A 16103-nucleotide genomic window follows, 5' to 3' on the forward strand; every position below is an offset into this window, starting at 1 on the left:
GAAAGAGAGTTACGGCAAAACCTGTACTAGAGTCGTCGCAGCGAGTCTATTGCAACTGTTTTATTAATGGAGGAGGTAGTGAATTGAAGACCTTTGCGATAATTCTAAGTCTTTTTATTATACAGATCGCAGTAATTGTATTTATGGAGTTCCGTCGCCCGCAAAGGGCTATGGCATGGCTGTTCATTTCATTCTGTTGTCCACCGCTTGGCCTTGCATTCTATTATTTTCTGGGCCGTGATTATAGACAGAATCGAAAATTAAATAAAAGATGTATTTCACTCTTTCGTGAAATTCGTTCTCATGTCTCTGGCAATATTAAGGTAGTAAAGGATGTTACTGAGAGTGGAAACGCTCAGTTTGAGAATAATAAAGGTCTATTGGATTTGCTCTCAAAAATCGCAGAAGGACCGATTACTGGTCACAATAAGAGCAGGGTATTATCAACTGCTAGAGAAGCATATGATGCTATGCTTGAAGCAATGGAAGAGGCGAAAGAACATATACACATGGAATTCTATATTTATCGGGATGATGAAATTGGTGAGCAGTTTCAAGATGTTATGATTCGGAAGGCGCGTCAGGGCGTTAAGGTGCGTTTACTTTGTGATGGTCTGGGCAGCCATCACTTAAGTCGAAGATTCATTCGTGTGTTGAGAAATGCGGGAGTAGAGTTTCACTTTTTTTTACCTCCGATTAGTTCTCTATTGGAGCGTCGTTTTAATTTCCGCAATCACCGGAAGATTCTGGTGGTGGATGGGCTCATTGGTTTCACAGGTGGAATGAATATAGGGGATGATTATTTGGGGAAGGATCTCAAAATGGGATATTGGCGTGATACCCATCTGCGCCTAGAAGGAGACTCGGTATATTATATTCAGCATGTCTTCTTAAAGGATTGGAGATTGGCCTCTGGCGAAAGTATGAGCCATCCGCGTCTGTTCCCAAAACATGCTTGTGAGGCGCAAGAAGCCGTGCAGATTGTTGGGAGTGGCCCGGATGCTGCAATTGACGCTTCTCAAGAGATGTATTTTGCTGCTTTATGCGCAGCGAAACATCGGATTTGGATCACATCTCCGTATTTTATTCCTGATCCTTCCATCTGCCGGGCTTTGAAAAGCGCAGTACTTCGTGGAGTGGATGTAAGAATTATTATTCCGGCGAAGCCTGATAATATGCTTGTCTATCATGCTTCTTTGTCTTATTTAGAAAATTTACAAGATGCAGGGGTGAAATTCTACCGCTATACGAAAGGATTTATGCATGCCAAGATCATGATTATCGATGAGCTGATCGCTACGGTGGGAAGTGCAAATCTGGATATGCGCAGCTTTTATTCTAACTTTGAATTGACTGCTGTGCTGCTGCATCCTGATGCTATATCTCCACTTGTCAGAGGGTTTGAGAAGGATCAAAAGCACAGTGAATTTATTGATCCTGTAAAGTTTAAGGAGAGAGGGAGAATTGTCAAACTCGGTGAAGGGCTGTGTCAGTTGTTATCTCCGCTATTATGACTGGAAAGGGGACTTAATCTGAATTTTTCGAAGGATATATCGTGTTCCATTCATTATTAGGGCTTATTTTGTGATATAATAATTGTATAAGAAGAAATGTAAGAAAGTATAGATAATAATTATACTTCCGAATGTTTCAAAACTATACTGTTAAATTGTAGGGGGAGTTCTATGAATGTGAGTCCACAAATGATTGCCAACGAGGAACAGAGCAAACTCCAGAAGACCGGAACACATAAAATGGCTAAGTTCGCCCAGCGAATGATCATGTTATCCATCGGGGCAGCAATGATGGCTGTTGCACTAGAAATATTCCTCGTACCGAATGAAATGATTGATGGTGGAATTACAGGTATCTCCATTATTTTATCATATCTTTTCGATATTCCTCTGGGGATTTTATTGACGCTGTTAAACCTTCCGTTCTTGTTAATTGGTTATAAGCAAATCGGTAAGACCTTTGCTTTATCTACCTTATATGCAATCATACTTATGTCTATTGGGACTTCATTGTTGCATCATGTGAGTGCCTTTACGGTTGAGCCCATGCTTGCTGCCGTGTTTGGCGGTATTATTCTTGGTGTTGGTGTAGGGTTAGTTGTACGTTTTGGCGGATCTTTAGACGGTACAGAAATTGTTGCTATTCTAGTAGCGAAGAAGCTTCCCTTCTCTGTAGGTGAAGTTGTTATGTTCTTCAACCTGTTCATCTTATCCGGAGCTGGATTTGTGTTCGGTTGGAATAATGCGATGTTCTCACTAATTGCTTATTACATTGCATTCAAGGTAATTGACATTACACTTGAGGGTCTCGATCAGTCGAAATCGGTATGGATTATCAGTGACAAATTCCGGGATATCGGTGAAGCTTTGACGGAGCGTCTTGGACGTGGTGTTACTTATTTAGATGGAGAAGGCGGATTTTCCGGGGAGAACAAGAAAGTGATCTTTGTGGTTATCACCCGTTTGGAAGAAGCTAAGCTTAAATCCATTGTTGAGGATTGGGATTCAGGTGCATTCATCGCAATAGGTAACATTCATGATGTTAAAGGCGGCCGCTTCAAGAAGAAAGCAATTCATTAGTTTAAATTATGTTAGCTTGGCACTTTAGTATTATTATCTGAAAGAAGGTATTTTTACGAATAATGGAGCAATAAATACGGTGAACAAGACTCGATATGCCGTATTCTTATACAATATACCTTCTGTCCTTGAGTGGGACGCCTGATAAGCCCGTAGCGTGAATTGATGCTGCGGGCTTATTGCTGTTTTTGGGGTTTATTATTTGTGGGGTTTTCCCCTATGGAAGCTTAGCGATGAGCTGCCTAACAGGCTGCGGCGGCACTTTTTCCAGAAGATCTCCCATACGTTGCAAGCGTTCCTCAATATTGAGCAAATGAAAATCAGTAGGGGATACGTTCTGCCGAACCTCCTCCCAGAGCAATGGTGTGGATACAGTAGCGAGCGGCCTAGCGCGTGGTGTATAAGGTGCAGCTAATGTTTTGCCACTGTAATGCTGGAGGTAGTCAAAATAGATTTTATCTCCGCGATTTTTCTTCAGTCGCTCCAAGGTGAATAAATTGGGGTGCTTCTCGGTGACATAACGACCGACAAAGTGTCCGATTTTTCGCAATCCGTCAAAAGTAACGCCGGTCTCGATAGGGACTATGATCTGCACTCCCGTAGCGCCGGAGGTTTTGGGCACAGAAGATAAACCAAGGGAGGTTAAGACCTTCCCTACGATTGCAGTTGCTTCCATGATCCGGGGCTCGACTTCACGTGACGGGTCTAGATCAATCATCCACTCACAAGGCAGCTCGCTGCCTACATAATGCAAAGAAGGGTGAAACTCCAGAGCAGCCAGATTACCCAGCCAGATCAGCTCAGCTAAACCTTGCAGCTTGATATAATTAATATTCTCGTGAATAGCGGTCTGGACAAAGGCCGGCAGAGGATCAGGGGCATTTTTCTGATAAAAGGACATTCCCGAGACACCGTGCGGATAACGAATAACGGTAAGCAGCCGATCACGGCAATAGCGCAGCAGATAGGGAGAGAGGGCGGCGAGCTTTTCCAGATAGATCCGTTTTGTAATTCCGCAATCCGGCCATAGCAGCTTCTCTGGGTTGGTGATGGTTATCTCTTGGCCGTCTACGGTAATTGTGCCTTTGATGGCTGCTGGCATCCGGAAACTCCTTTCTGTTATAGGAATGAGGGTATTATGTGCCAGTCTGTTTCTTTTCATGAAAAAAATATTTCCAAAGTGTCCCTTTTGGATGATCATAAGAGTTATAAGGTTATAAGGTTATACGGTTATGTGAAAGGGGAGTTTGCTGATTTTGGACGGGATAGAACACACCGTCGTTCGGGTACAGGCAGGCGAGGTAGAGTCCTATGCCCTTATCGTCGAAGCTTTTCAAAAACCGATTTACCGCTATTGCAGCCGGCTGCTTGGGAGCCGCACGGAAGCGGAGGATGCGGTGCAGGATATTCTGGTGAAGGCATATCAGCATATAGGCACGTATCGTCCCATCGCGAGCTTTTCTTCCTGGTTATATAAAATTGCCTATCATCATTGCCTCAGCCTGATCCGCAAACGTCAAAGACATTTGAGACTTATGGCGCTTTTTCAACCAGATCCGCCTGCAGAAAGCCCGGAACAGTTGATGGACCGTTACATATTTAACGAACATCTGACTTTTGCCCTCGCGAAGCTGAAGACAGAGGAGCGAAACTTGTTAGTGCTGCGAATCTTTGAGGAACAGAGCTTCCCGGAAATTGCGGAGATCCTCGATAAGAATACGGATGCTGTGAAGAAGAAATACAGGCGTACGATTGCGAAGCTTGGCAAAACGATGAATGCTCAGAAAGGGGGAACGGAATGGTGGGGCAACGAAGCTGTGTTGAAGAGAAAATGATAAAGAAAATGGACGCATTGGGGAACTGCGACAAACTAGATGTAAAGGCAGCAGTTATGAATCGGGTAATGGCAATTCATGATCAACAGAAAACGATGGGCGGAGAAATGACAAATCTCAGAGCCGAACGGGAGTCATTCTCAGAAACGGGAGATCCCGTTATGCAGAAGCAAGCGAAGATACTCCCGCATCCATCTAAATTTAGAAAAAGACTTCTCTCAGGGGTCTCCGCAGTTGTATTGCTGGGGATGATCGGATTTGGTGCCCTTCAGCTGTCTGGACTTGGAGATTTAACGGAACATGGTAGCCAGTCTACAATTGATATCACGCAACCTCCGGATGGAGCTATTACGCTAGTGAACAGCGGAGGGAAAGCTATTGTACAGACGGTGCACTATAATACCCCTATTCCTTCGACCTCTCCTGCGATAGAGAAGTATCTGAGTTTATTGGCGACTTATAAAGAGCAGGTGCTTGCTCACTTGAATGCTGGAGAAATGGCTGCTTATTATGTGAATGATACTGAGTTTACTAAGTTGGCCAAAGGTTTAGGCTATGGAAATCAATTGCAGTTCGCTTTCAGTTCTCCGGTGTATTCTAATCATCAAGATTTCGTAAAAAAATTAAAAGGGACTGGGGATTTCTGGCCCGAGCTGCCTTCCATACTCGCTAATGGTTATGAATTTGAGTACGCCACTTTTAAAGCTGCTCCTCCTTACTGGCCGATAGACAAGGAATATAAAGAAATGCTTGAACAATTTCAAAAAAAAGCAAAGGTCGATAAAACAGGCCAAAAGCTATTTATAGAGAAGATAGCTGTGAATGCCATAGAGAGTGCTGAGGTTACCTACCATAAGGGGGATCAAACAATTGAACTATCCTTAAATCAGAGCGCCTATATGGGTGGTATATCGCAAGTGTCTATCTTGGAAGGTCAGACTGCCGAAAAATGGTCTATGACAGGTACTGGTAAAGAAGCAGTTTTTATCGCAGCGAGTACAGAGAAGGGGGAGCAGACTTGGTCTTCCCGGAATCTTTTGTATTGGTATGATGAAGCCAGCCAGACGATTCGTAGTCTAAATGATGGACTGAATGAGAGTTTAACCCGTGAACAATGGCAAGTGATTGCTAAAAGTTTTATTCGCTAGCTACTGTTGTTCTATCCGTACAATATCAGAAGCTGTCTCAAAAGTAGTGAAATCTACTTGGGAGGCAGCTTTTTTATGGAATAGGAAAAGTAATGGATTTTACTGTGCCATGTGACAATATGCCACGCGTAGTGTTCTATGCTACTGGTTGGGGCGGTGGGCGATGTGCTATGTGTGATTTACTTGCGGCCTGCAGTAGATGATTTGTGGATTTAGTGGTATATGTGACGGTGGACTATGGGCGATACGTTCTGTGTTTATGCAATGTATAGAATCCTTTAAATTAATTAGGGAAAAACTCCCTAAAAATAACCGATATTCGCTCTAAATGAACGAAATCAGGGAATTCCTCCCTAATAATCATAGAAATTTCTTTATTCGTTGCCGAATAGGCCAAATTTCAGGGAAGTTTTCCCTAATTATAAGTCCGATGAACAGAAATCTCTGAATTTTAGGGAGAAATTCCCCAATTACTCTATAGGTGCTTCACATATTGCATCCCTTGGCGCGTCACTTGTAATGTTAAGAACAAAAAAAGAGGCTGTCCCAAAAGCCATGATGGTTGCTTGGGGCGGCCTTTTTTTTGTAAGGAAATGTCCCTTTTTCTCATGCTGGAGTGTTATAGAAGTGTAATTAGAAGGAGGTGATTTAGAAATTGAAGCTAAATGATGAACTCAAAAAAACACTGATCGTGCTCTCCGCAGCAACCTTGTTAGGAACAGGAGTAGTTGTGAGTGGGGGGGCGTCTGGCTTGTCCATTTCGGTCGCAGCTGCCTCTGGACAGCTGACTGCAGTACCAACCGATCAGAAGCTCCAGAAGGAACTGCAGACCCTGGTTGCGGGATTGAAGGAAGGTACGTACTTGGCCTACTACGTACGTGATAAAGTCTCCAACCCTCAGGATACGATCAGCTTCTCTGGCAAAGGATTTGTTTTTAAAGACTACAAATCCTTTGCTGCTAAATTCAAAGCGTTGAAGGGCCCGGCTACTCCACAGCCCGGAAATCTTCCTAAGGGCTTCGCTCTGGCGACAGCCATCATTTATCCACCGTCTGTAGCAAACGATTCAGAGCTGTATTTACAATTAGAGCAGGAACTAAAGGTAGCGGCGGCAGGTGACCCCAACAAACAGTTGTTTAGCAAGATCATCAGTTGGAGCCAAACGAACTTGTCTATGCAGCTGTATGCCAAAGGAAAAGCCAGTTTTAGCATTGTAACTGGAGTGCCGCCCGCCAAACTCCCCGAAGGAGCTGTGCCTTTTGTACGAGCTTCGGAAACTAAGAAAGAACTGACGGTCAACGGGAGGAAAGTAATTCTTACAACCGATTCGGCTAAAGATGCAAGCTTCAACACTAAGCTAGTGTGGCTGGATAAATCAGGCGCGATACAATATACCCTTTCAGACAATCGGGTCAGTAAGCTGACGACAAATGAAATGTTGGCTGTAGCTAAAAGCATGATCAAATAACCAAGAAGTTAAAGGAGGATATTATAAAGATGATTAAAAAAAGTGCGGCCATCACGGGTTTGAGCCTGCTAGTGTTAATGAGCGCGGTTAGTGGAACGGCAGGCGCAGTGCCTTCAGGGAGTAATAATAAAAGCAAAGCTACTGCACCCATTGAACAGAACACGATGGTATCGCCAACGATTGAAGCTTTGATTGCCAAAGAAAATATAGTTCCCTTAAAAGCGGGCGAAGTTAAAGTCCTTTATGTAAACGACAAGAAATCTAATCCAGATGAAACCTTGAGTATAAGATATATGCCGTACAGATTCAGTTCTACAAATGAAGCTGCGCAGAAGTTATCCTCATTAAGCGGAAAGTCACTCTTGATACCAGCCTCACTCCCGGAGGATTATAAGCTGCAGGATGTCGTTTTAAATCCAGTGCTTCCGAAGTTTTTCAGTGCAGAGTATAAAGCCCTCAGAGATCAGGTAAAAGCTAAAGCACAAGCTGCTGGTAAAAAAGTGATTTCACAAAGCTTTAAGTGGAATGATACAGAAACCTCTATCACTTATCTGCGAAATGGGGAGAGATTAAATTTAAAATCAGCTCCAGCATATACGCTTCCGGAAGGGGTTACTTTAGCGCAGCTGCCTAGTGACCAGGATGAAAATTTGACCATCAACGGGGTTGAAGCAGTCTACACGGTGTTTGGTCCTCACCATGGAGATCTAAAAGTTCAGCTTGTATGGTCCAGTGCGGATGGGAGTATTGATTATACGCTGACGAATACGAAAAATACTGCGCAGACTAAAGCAGAGCTGGAGGCTATTGTGACGACTCTTACAGCGCAATAAGAAACGTCCTCTCGATAAATTCGGGAGGACGTTTTTTTGGAAAGAGTTTATCCTTTTTGTTCCATGGTACATGATTCGGGAGGAAGATCTACTCTCGCTTGAGTAACCGGCTGACGAAGAGTGCCTGAGGTATTCCATTCCAAAAAATGAACTTTGAAGACAAGCTTCGGTTTTATCCAAAAAGCACCCTTCCCTCGCTGGGGATCAGCTGTAAAGGGCATTTGATCTATTTTTAAATGCTGTACTTCTGCAGTTAAGTCGCGTTTATCCTGTACAGTCAATTTGCCTGGCCCGGCATGTCCGATATAATGCAAATTCCCTTTATCATCATACAGCCCAAGAAGGAGCGCATTGACGATGCCGTCACGGAAGGTTACACCCCCGGCTACTGCCGTAATATCCGAAATGATTTTGCGTTTCTGCCAGCGCTTATCTTTTCCACCTGGAGCATAAGTACTGTTGATGTCCTTGCAGACGATACCCTCCAAGCTCTGACTCTGAGCAGCCGCGAATAATTCTGTGGGATCAGTATAACTGGGTACGGCCTGAACATGGGGATGTGGCAGCAGAATATCGCTTAGTAGCTGCTGCCGCGAGAATAAAGGTTGATCCATTGTCGATTGACCATTGTAGAACAGAATATCAAAAATCATATAAATGACAGGAACCTGATGCCTAACGACGGAAATCGTGGAACCATTCTTTAAACTGTCCCTCCGCATTACCTCGTGGAATGAGGGCTTGCCGTCCTTGAGTGCAATGATCTCACCATCAAGAATAACGGAATCAGCCTTGCAGTAAGCAGCTGCATCAGTAAGCTCAGGATATTGCGTGGTACGGTAATTGCCACGTCTGTTAATTAGCTGAGCAGTACTTCCATCGGAATAGGACAACATGCGCACGCCATCCCATTTAATTTGTGCAATCCACTGGTTGCCTGCTGGAAGCTGCTCAGCCAGTATGGGTTCAAAAGGAATAATGGGCTGAAGCTTCATGGGCAGAGCCTCCTACGATACGGTGGTTTTGCTTTTTGGACTGCGGCGTTTCGGTTTTGGGGCGATGACTGGAATCGGTCTGGAAGCTTCGTTTTGCTGATCGGCAGGCTCAGCTGCTGTCTTAGTCTTGGAAGTTTTTCTTTTGGCAGCCGGAGCCGCTTTAGTCTTGGTCTTCTTGGTACCTGCTAGGGAAGGTCCAGGATCTGTAGGGATATGCTGAACAGCCTGAATACTGGCCTGCAATGCAGCCATTAGATCAATCACATTGCTCTCCTGTTTAGCGGGAGCGATATGAAATTCCTCGCCTGCAATCTTATGTGAGATTAGATCAAGCATGCGCTGGCGATAATCATCGGTATATTTTGCCGGATCAAAAGGCGTGGATAGCTGTGAAATGAGCAGCTTGGCCATATCCAGCTCTTTATCATTCACCGTCCCTGCTTCGGGCAGGCCAGGCACTTGCGAGACCGGTCGCACTTCATCAGGATAAAAAATAGTCTCGATGGCGAGGCAATCCTCCAGCACACGTATAGCAGCAAGACTGCTTTTTGAACGAATCGATATTTTGGCGATGCCAATTTTACCAGTTTGACGCATGGCCTCCATAAGAAGGCGATAGGCATTTGTCCCAGCCTGATCCGGAGATAAGTAATAGGTTTTTTGAAAATAAATGGGATCGATCTCCGTCAGGTCAACAAAGTCGAGAATGGTAATGCTTTTGCTGCTTTCGTCAGTTAATTGATCCAGTTCCTCCTTGTCGAAGAGAACGAATTTTCCTTTTTCATACTCATAACCCTTGCCGATTTCTTCCCAAGCCACCTCTTTGTCACACACCGGACATTTACGTACATACGACAGTGGGCTGCCGCATTCCTTATGGATATAACGCAGAGAAATGTCCTTGTCTTCTGTAGCGGAGAACATTTTAACCGGAACATGCACTAGCCCGAAGCTGATGGCTCCTTTCCAAACGGTATGCATGAGTAACGCCTCCTGATCTAAGTTATTCTGCTTTGGGTTAGTATGAGGCAGGAAAGGCTTTTCTAGCCGGGTGCATTTTTTGAGAAGCATGGGAAAATATAAAATCAGGCCTTTAAAGCTGAGGAGGAGAATACAAAGGGATGGAACCAAGAGGTAATGATTGGAGCGATGCGCTGAGCGAGCAGGATATACCGGCAACAGTAGTGGATTGGGACAGCATAATTGCTCCCCCGGAGGCTAGTCAGGTATCCGATTCGGAGAAGCTGGATGCAGAGCGAACGATCGAAGATACATCACCCTTAGAATCGTAAACTTTGAGAACAATAAAGGAGGAGAACAGTGGTGGACGTCAAACGAGCACAGGATATTTATGCTTCAAAAGAGACGGTAAGTGTACATTTGGATGGAGAACCTGTATGGATTGAGCATGTGGATGCACAGAACGGAATGGCTACGGTGCAAGTAGGCTCAAGACCAACCAATACGCATACAGTAGGCGTGGAACGGTTAGAGGAGCAAGAGCATTAACGAATGACTACTCAGAGTGTGTGAATAAGCGGAATCAAACCTGTATAAAAGAGACTCTTTATGCTTATTTTTGCGTAAAGGTCTCTTTTTCTATTGTAAGCATACTGACATGTAAGATTGAACAGGGACAGTTGTTGCGGTGGATGGAGCATACCGATATAATTAAATGTAATGGTTTTTGGCAGGTATATATTAAAAGGTGGTAGTTGTAGTTGGACAATACAGACGAAACGGTGTTCACTTACCGTTCATACAGCCTCCAGGATACAGAGTTGCTTGCAGCTGCGCTAGCTACTGCTTCGTCGCCTGGGATGGTTATAGGTTTGGATGGCGATCTGGGCGCAGGAAAAACGGCATTCTCGCAAGGGTACGCTCGGCATCTCGGTGTAAAGGGGGTCGTAAACAGTCCTACTTTTACAATTATTAAAGAGTATGAGGGCCGTCTACCGCTATATCATATGGATGTATATCGGATTTCGCTTCAGGAAGCGGACGAGCTTGGACTAGATGAGTATTTCTACGGGCAAGGCGTCTGCTTGGTGGAATGGAGCAGTATTATTACGGATTTAATGCCGCCGCGGCATATGCACATATACATGGAAACAGTCGGGCCGGATGAAAGAATGATTACGGTGACCGGAATTGGGGAGCCGTATGGTGAGCTTTGCCGGAAGCTGATCCAGAAGTGGGGTTAAGGAAGATGACGAATCAGAATACAGAGCCGCGCAAGCGGCTTTTAGCGCTGGATACATCAACTGCAGTATTAGGCGTGGCAGTTACAGAGAATGGGGAACTACTGCATGAAATTAATGCTTCTGGAGAACGGAATCATTCAGTACATTTACTGCCGATCATAGAGCAGGCGCTGCAAGCTACGGGAACTACTGCTGCAATGCTGGGAGGGATTTCTGTAGGTGTGGGTCCTGGATCGTATACGGGAACACGTATCGCAGTTACTGCAGCCAAAACGCTGGCATGGGCATGGAATGTCCCGGTAGTTGGCATTTCGAGTCTACACGCAGTGGCATGGGGCGGATATCAAACAGCCCTCAAGAATAAGACGCAAGAAGAGTTAGGACAAGCTAATGAGAACAGTGGCTTCGGACCTGATTGGATCATTCCACTGATGGATGCACGTCGAGGACAGGTATACACCGGACTTTTCACAGCTGAGGGAAATAACGCTCCTAGCCGTCTTGAACCTGATGCCATCCGTCTGATGGCAGACTGGGTGGATTATTTAGCTGAACGTTTAGAACAGGCGTCAGTTGAGGGTAAAAAGCCCGCTGTTCTTTGGTTTGTTGGGGAGACTGCTGTGCATGGCAGTGAGGAATCGCTTCGTCCATTGAAGGATCTTGGTGCTTCTATTGCAGTTCCTTATGAAATGGAAGGCCGCTGGACAGGATTTCTTGGAGAAGCGCGGATTCTGGTAGAGAATGATGATATCCATAGTTTGATCCCTAACTATACTCAGATTTCAGAAGCGGAGGCCAATCTGCGGTTAAGCAGAGAAGGAGGCTTAAAGAAACAATGACGGAAGCGGAATCAATGGGAGTTCAGGAGGCTGAACTTGTTTTTCGTTTGATGAAGTTGGAGGATATTCCTGACATTCTTATCATTGAACGGGAAGCCTTCACGATGCCTTGGACAGAGGAAGCTTTTCGAAACGAGCTGACACATAATCATTTTGCAAAATATATGGTTATGGAGCTGGCAGGTCATATTATCGGTTATGCCGGTATGTGGGCCATCGTGGATGAGGCGCATGTGACGAATATAGCCTTGCTCGAAGCCTATCGTGGACGTAAATGGGGCGAACGCCTGCTCGAAGAGCTTATGAAGACGGCGTCTTATGTGGGGATGAAATCGATTACGCTTGAAGTACGGGTATCGAATGAGGTAGCACAGAATTTATATCGTAAAAAGGGCTTTCGTTCTGCCGGCACACGCAAAGGATATTACTCCGATAATCGCGAGGATGCGCTCATTATGTGGGCGGATCTGCCAGAGTACGAGGAGCATGGCAACATGGAAGGAAGCGTGGAATTAAAATGAAGACAGAAACGGGCGCAGCTCAGCCTGTACTTATACTTGCTATTGAGACGAGTTGTGATGAAACGTCGGTCGCTGTGGTCAAAGATGGCTCTGAAGTGTTATCCAACATTATCTCGAGTCAGATTGAGACGCATCGCGCCTTCGGGGGCGTGGTACCAGAAGTAGCTTCCCGTAAGCATGTGGAAGTGATTACGCTGGTGATAGAGGAAGCACTCGCTACAGCAGGGGTTACACCAGATCAATTGTCGGCGGTGGCAGTTACGCAAGGCCCAGGTTTGGTGGGGGCTTTACTTGTCGGGGTAGTAGCAGCCAAGAGTCTTGCTCTCGCATGGGGCAAGCCGCTGATTGGCACTCATCATATTGCAGGACATATTTATGCTAACCGTTTAGTGGCAGAGTTGCAGTATCCCTGCATGACACTAGTGGTATCCGGCGGACATACTGAACTGGTTCATATGGAGCAGGAGGGTCAGTTTCGAATTATCGGACGCACCCGTGATGATGCGGTAGGCGAAGCTTATGATAAAGTGGCACGGGCACTGGGATTCCCTTATCCTGGCGGACCTCATGTAGACCGTCTTGCACGAGAAGCGACGGAGGTTGTAACGTTGCCAAGAGTATGGCTTGAGCCGGATTCATATGATTTCAGCTTCAGTGGCCTAAAGTCGGCTGTGCTGAACGTTGTGAATCAGAGTAAGATGAAAGGTCTCACGCCGGATGTGGCGGGTATTGCCCGCGGGTTCCAAGAATCTGTGGTTGAGGTGCTGGTGGAAAAAGCAGTACGTGCTGTTAAAGCTACTAGCTCCAAGCAGTTATTGCTGTGTGGAGGTGTTGCTGCTAATGCTGGACTCCGCTCGGCATTGATCTCGCGCTGTGAAGCGGAAGGCATCGAGCTAATTATTCCACCTCCGGTATACTGCACAGATAATGCAGCGATGATTGGAGCGGCTGCATACGTAAAGTGGCAGCATGATGGCGGTACGCCGCTGGATATGGTTGCAGACCCTGGGTTCTCACTGGAACAATGGTCTGTATCCGCCTATTGACATCATTTGGAGCTAGCGAGTATAATCAGTTCAATTATACAAGGAAACGCGATGAGCAGAAGTAGTAAGGATACTCTGGGATAAGAGAGCTGCGGGTAGGTGCGACGCAGTCGAAGGAGACCTGAACTCGTCTAGGAGCGGAGCGGTGGAAACATTGCCGGCAATTGTCGCCGGAACGTTCGTACACTGTTTACGGGTAACCTCCGTGAAAGGGTGGTCGAGTATCTAACATACTGGACCGTAGAGTGGATGTTCAATTGGAATCGGCAGTAATTTAACCGATACAGAGCATCAACAAGAGTGGTACCGCGAAGGTTAACAGCCTGTCGTCTCTTGAATGAGATGGCAGGCTTTTTTGTATGGATTTTGAGTAGTGAGTAATGTATATAACACACGCTAAGAACGGGAGTAGTAGGGAATGATGGTGAACAGAGAGCTGCGGGGTGGTGCGACGCAGTCACCGGATGTCTTGAATCTCGCCCGGGAGCGGAGCGGCGGAAAGAAGAGTACGCTGCCTACGGCTGTCCCCGTTATCGGACCTTCCCAGATTTCCTGATATCCTCAGGATGGACCGGGAAGAAGAGCAGGACGCAGCTTAAAGGCTTGGATTATTTTTATAGCCTATGCGTCAAAAAGAGTGGTACCGCGGAGGGGTAACCCGCCGTCTCTTTATTAGAGACGGCGGGTTTTTGCGTTCTTATAGAAGCGGTTCCGGTTACGGACGCACCGCTACATTGGACGCCAAGAGTGAACCCTCAGCACGTTCCAAATTGTGCAGAGGGTTCATTCGTATCAGCTGCCGGCAGCAGTGGGTGGGGAATTTAGCAGGACTACAAGTCGACGTGTGGATCTGCGCTGAAGCATAGGCTAGGGTAAGGAATCTAATAAGAGGATAACAGGAGGAATTAAGATGATTATTCCAGTAAAGAAACGTATACAAATTTTCGATACGACTCTGCGAGACGGTGAACAGGCTCCGGGCGCAAGTCTGACCCCAGAGCAAAAAATACTACTGGCCTATAAGCTCGCAGATCTGGGTGTTGATGTGATGGAACCTGGATTCCCGATATCGAGCCCTGGTGATTTTGCAGCAGTACAGACGATTTCACGTAAGGTGCGAAATGTGGAAATTTGCGGTTTTGCACGGGCGGTTAAAGGGGATATTGACGCGGCAGTCCGGGCAACCCAAGATGCTGAACGGCGGCGGATTCACCTGTTCATCTCCTCTTCTGATATTCATTTGCAGCATCAATTGCGTATGAGCAGAGCTGAAGTCGTAGCCAAAGCCCGCGAGATGACGGCTTACGCGCGTCAATTCTCTGATGTCGTTGAATTCACGGCGATGGATGCTGCGCGAACAGGAATCGATGATCTGATTGAAATGGTTGAAGCTGTCATAGAGGAAGGCGCTTCTATTATCAATCTGCCCGATACAGTCGGTTACGCCTTGCCACATGAATACGGGGAAATGTTCCGACGAGTGCGGCTGGGAGCAAGAGGCGGGGACAAAGTGAGCTATAGTGCCCACTGTCACAATGATTTGGGGCTGGCTGTAGCCAACAGTCTGGCAGCGATTGATGGAGGCGCGACACAGATTGAAGTCACTGTGAACGGAGTAGGTGAACGTACCGGGAACTGTGCACTAGAAGAGCTTGTGATGGCGCTCGAAACCCGCGGGGATGCGATTGGGGCAGAAACAGGCATTGTGCTAGATAAGTTGTACGATACTTCACGGATGATCAGCGGAGCAATGCATTTTCCAATCGCCTATAACAAGCCAGTCGTCGGAAGAAATGCCTTCCAGCATGAGTCAGGGATTCATCAGGACGGTTTGCTGAAGGATCGCAGCACCTATGAGATCATGGATCCGGAACGGCTGGGCATCCCACGTAGCATGATCATTCTGGGCAAGCATTCTGGCAGACATGCGCTGAAGGACCGGGCGGCGAAGTATGGTATTACGCTTGAGCCTGCGGAGCTGGATGCATTGTATGAATCGTTTAAAGAGACTGCTGACCGTCAAAAGGTTGTCAGTGATGACCAACTGCTGCAAATGGTAAGCAGTACTACTGGACAACAAGCTCAGGTTTATGAACTGGGCGAGGTTCAGGTATTGGCAGGTAGCGCCCAGCGCCGGGTGGCCGCGGTTACGGTTCGCCATTTGAAATCTGGACAGGAAACTTCACATACTAGTACTGGGGATGGTCCGCTTGAGGCCATTATCGCTGCCATTGGCCAAGGGATAACAGAGGACATAGATTTTGCGGGACTTGAACTGCATTCACTCGGAAGTGGGGAGAATGCCCAAGCGGAAGCGGCTGTGATGGTAGAGTGGGAAGGTCTTAAATTTAGAGGCACAGCTACGCATCAAGATATTATCATGGCAGCAGGAATTGCCTACATTGCAGCCTGTAACGCTGCGCTGCTCTCTACACAAATTGTTTAATATATATAGACCCGCTGTCTGATTTAGAGATAGCGGGTTCTTTTTTTATCATAAAATGAGGGGTTTTTGGAGCGGTTACGTCTTTTGTCAAGTTGTGGACAACGTTATCCACATATTCTGTCTGAGTTGTGTAAAAAGTGCGTAAAATCAGCAATGTCAGCTCTTTTTAAAATG

Annotated in this window: 16 protein-coding genes and 1 other annotated feature; of the genes, 13 read left to right on the forward strand and 3 right to left on the reverse strand. The window is 46.2% G+C overall.

Annotated elements, in window-relative coordinates:
* The first annotated feature begins 83 nt into the window (after positions 1–83).
* Both cls and NST74_RS04895 read left to right on the forward strand, forming a co-directional pair.
* Positions 84–1514, forward strand: a complete 1431-nt coding sequence (gene cls, locus NST74_RS04890) for a cardiolipin synthase (RefSeq protein WP_341110713.1) — start codon at positions 84–86, stop codon at positions 1512–1514.
* A 240-nt stretch (positions 1515–1754) separates the two neighbouring features.
* Entirely contained in the window at positions 1755–2594 is an 840-nt protein-coding gene (locus NST74_RS04895) for a YitT family protein (RefSeq protein WP_231574223.1), read from the forward strand.
* A gap of 217 nt (positions 2595–2811) precedes the next feature.
* On the opposite strand, the gene ligD is transcribed toward NST74_RS04895, so the two are convergent.
* Positions 2812–3696 carry a non-homologous end-joining DNA ligase gene (gene ligD, locus NST74_RS04900; protein ID WP_341110715.1) on the reverse strand — a complete coding sequence of 295 codons (885 nt, stop codon included), beginning with the start codon at positions 3694–3696 and terminating at the stop codon, positions 2812–2814.
* Between the two features lie 154 nt (positions 3697–3850).
* On the opposite strand from ligD, the gene NST74_RS04905 reads away from it, so the two are divergent.
* The 4 genes from NST74_RS04905 to NST74_RS04920 all read left to right on the forward strand — a co-directional run bounded on the left by NST74_RS04905 (position 3851) and on the right by NST74_RS04920 (position 7878).
* Positions 3851–4429: an RNA polymerase sigma factor gene (locus tag NST74_RS04905; RefSeq protein WP_052414466.1), complete on the forward strand. Its 579-nt coding sequence runs from the start codon at positions 3851–3853 to the stop codon at positions 4427–4429.
* Positions 4393–5577, forward strand: a complete 1185-nt coding sequence (locus tag NST74_RS04910) for a hypothetical protein (RefSeq protein ID WP_341110717.1) — start codon at positions 4393–4395, stop codon at positions 5575–5577. Before NST74_RS04905 ends, NST74_RS04910 begins: the two co-directional genes overlap by 37 nt.
* 655 nt (positions 5578–6232) lie before the next feature.
* Positions 6233–7045 carry a hypothetical protein gene (locus NST74_RS04915; protein ID WP_341110720.1) on the forward strand — a complete coding sequence of 271 codons (813 nt, stop codon included), beginning with the start codon at positions 6233–6235 and terminating at the stop codon, positions 7043–7045.
* Between the two features lie 29 nt (positions 7046–7074).
* Entirely contained in the window at positions 7075–7878 is an 804-nt protein-coding gene (locus NST74_RS04920; protein ID WP_341110723.1) for a hypothetical protein, read from the forward strand.
* Positions 7879–7925: 47 nt separating this feature from the next.
* Here NST74_RS04920 and NST74_RS04925 read toward each other — a convergent pair whose 3' ends face one another.
* A complete protein-coding gene (locus tag NST74_RS04925) occupies positions 7926–8873 on the reverse strand; it encodes an ATP-dependent DNA ligase (protein ID WP_341110724.1) in 948 nt (315 codons plus the stop codon).
* Between the two features lie 12 nt (positions 8874–8885).
* Entirely contained in the window at positions 8886–9854 is a 969-nt protein-coding gene (ku, locus tag NST74_RS04930) for a non-homologous end joining protein Ku (protein WP_341110726.1), read from the reverse strand.
* Positions 9855–9994: 140 nt separating this feature from the next.
* Between ku and NST74_RS04935 the strand changes: the two genes are divergently transcribed.
* The 7 genes from NST74_RS04935 to NST74_RS04965 all read left to right on the forward strand — a co-directional run bounded on the left by NST74_RS04935 (position 9995) and on the right by NST74_RS04965 (position 15929).
* The gene (locus NST74_RS04935; RefSeq protein WP_156114724.1) at positions 9995–10165 is read left to right on the forward strand and encodes a hypothetical protein; all 171 of its coding nucleotides are present in this window, start codon (positions 9995–9997) and stop codon (positions 10163–10165) included.
* A 31-nt stretch (positions 10166–10196) separates the two neighbouring features.
* Positions 10197–10382, forward strand: coding sequence for an H-type small acid-soluble spore protein (locus NST74_RS04940; protein ID WP_042131867.1), 186 nt, complete (start codon positions 10197–10199; stop codon positions 10380–10382).
* A gap of 212 nt (positions 10383–10594) precedes the next feature.
* On the forward strand, positions 10595–11077 hold the full coding sequence (gene tsaE, locus NST74_RS04945; RefSeq protein WP_445668126.1) for a tRNA (adenosine(37)-N6)-threonylcarbamoyltransferase complex ATPase subunit type 1 TsaE: 483 nt from the start codon (positions 10595–10597) through the stop codon (positions 11075–11077).
* A 5-nt stretch (positions 11078–11082) separates the two neighbouring features.
* Positions 11083–11916, forward strand: a complete 834-nt coding sequence (tsaB, locus tag NST74_RS04950; protein ID WP_341110728.1) for a tRNA (adenosine(37)-N6)-threonylcarbamoyltransferase complex dimerization subunit type 1 TsaB — start codon at positions 11083–11085, stop codon at positions 11914–11916.
* A complete protein-coding gene (gene rimI, locus NST74_RS04955) occupies positions 11913–12437 on the forward strand; it encodes a ribosomal protein S18-alanine N-acetyltransferase (protein ID WP_341110729.1) in 525 nt (174 codons plus the stop codon). Before tsaB ends, rimI begins: the two co-directional genes overlap by 4 nt.
* Positions 12434–13483, forward strand: coding sequence for a tRNA (adenosine(37)-N6)-threonylcarbamoyltransferase complex transferase subunit TsaD (tsaD, locus tag NST74_RS04960; RefSeq protein WP_341110732.1), 1050 nt, complete (start codon positions 12434–12436; stop codon positions 13481–13483). Before rimI ends, tsaD begins: the two co-directional genes overlap by 4 nt.
* Before the next feature lie 389 nt (positions 13484–13872).
* Positions 13873–14155: a binding site (T-box leader), on the forward strand.
* A gap of 238 nt (positions 14156–14393) precedes the next feature.
* The gene (locus NST74_RS04965) at positions 14394–15929 is read left to right on the forward strand and encodes a 2-isopropylmalate synthase (RefSeq protein WP_341110735.1); all 1536 of its coding nucleotides are present in this window, start codon (positions 14394–14396) and stop codon (positions 15927–15929) included.
* Positions 15930–16103 lie beyond the last annotated feature (174 nt).

Source organism: Paenibacillus sp. FSL F4-0125 (genome assembly GCF_038008565.1).
Classification (GTDB): Bacteria; Bacillota; Bacilli; order Paenibacillales; family Paenibacillaceae; genus Paenibacillus_AQ.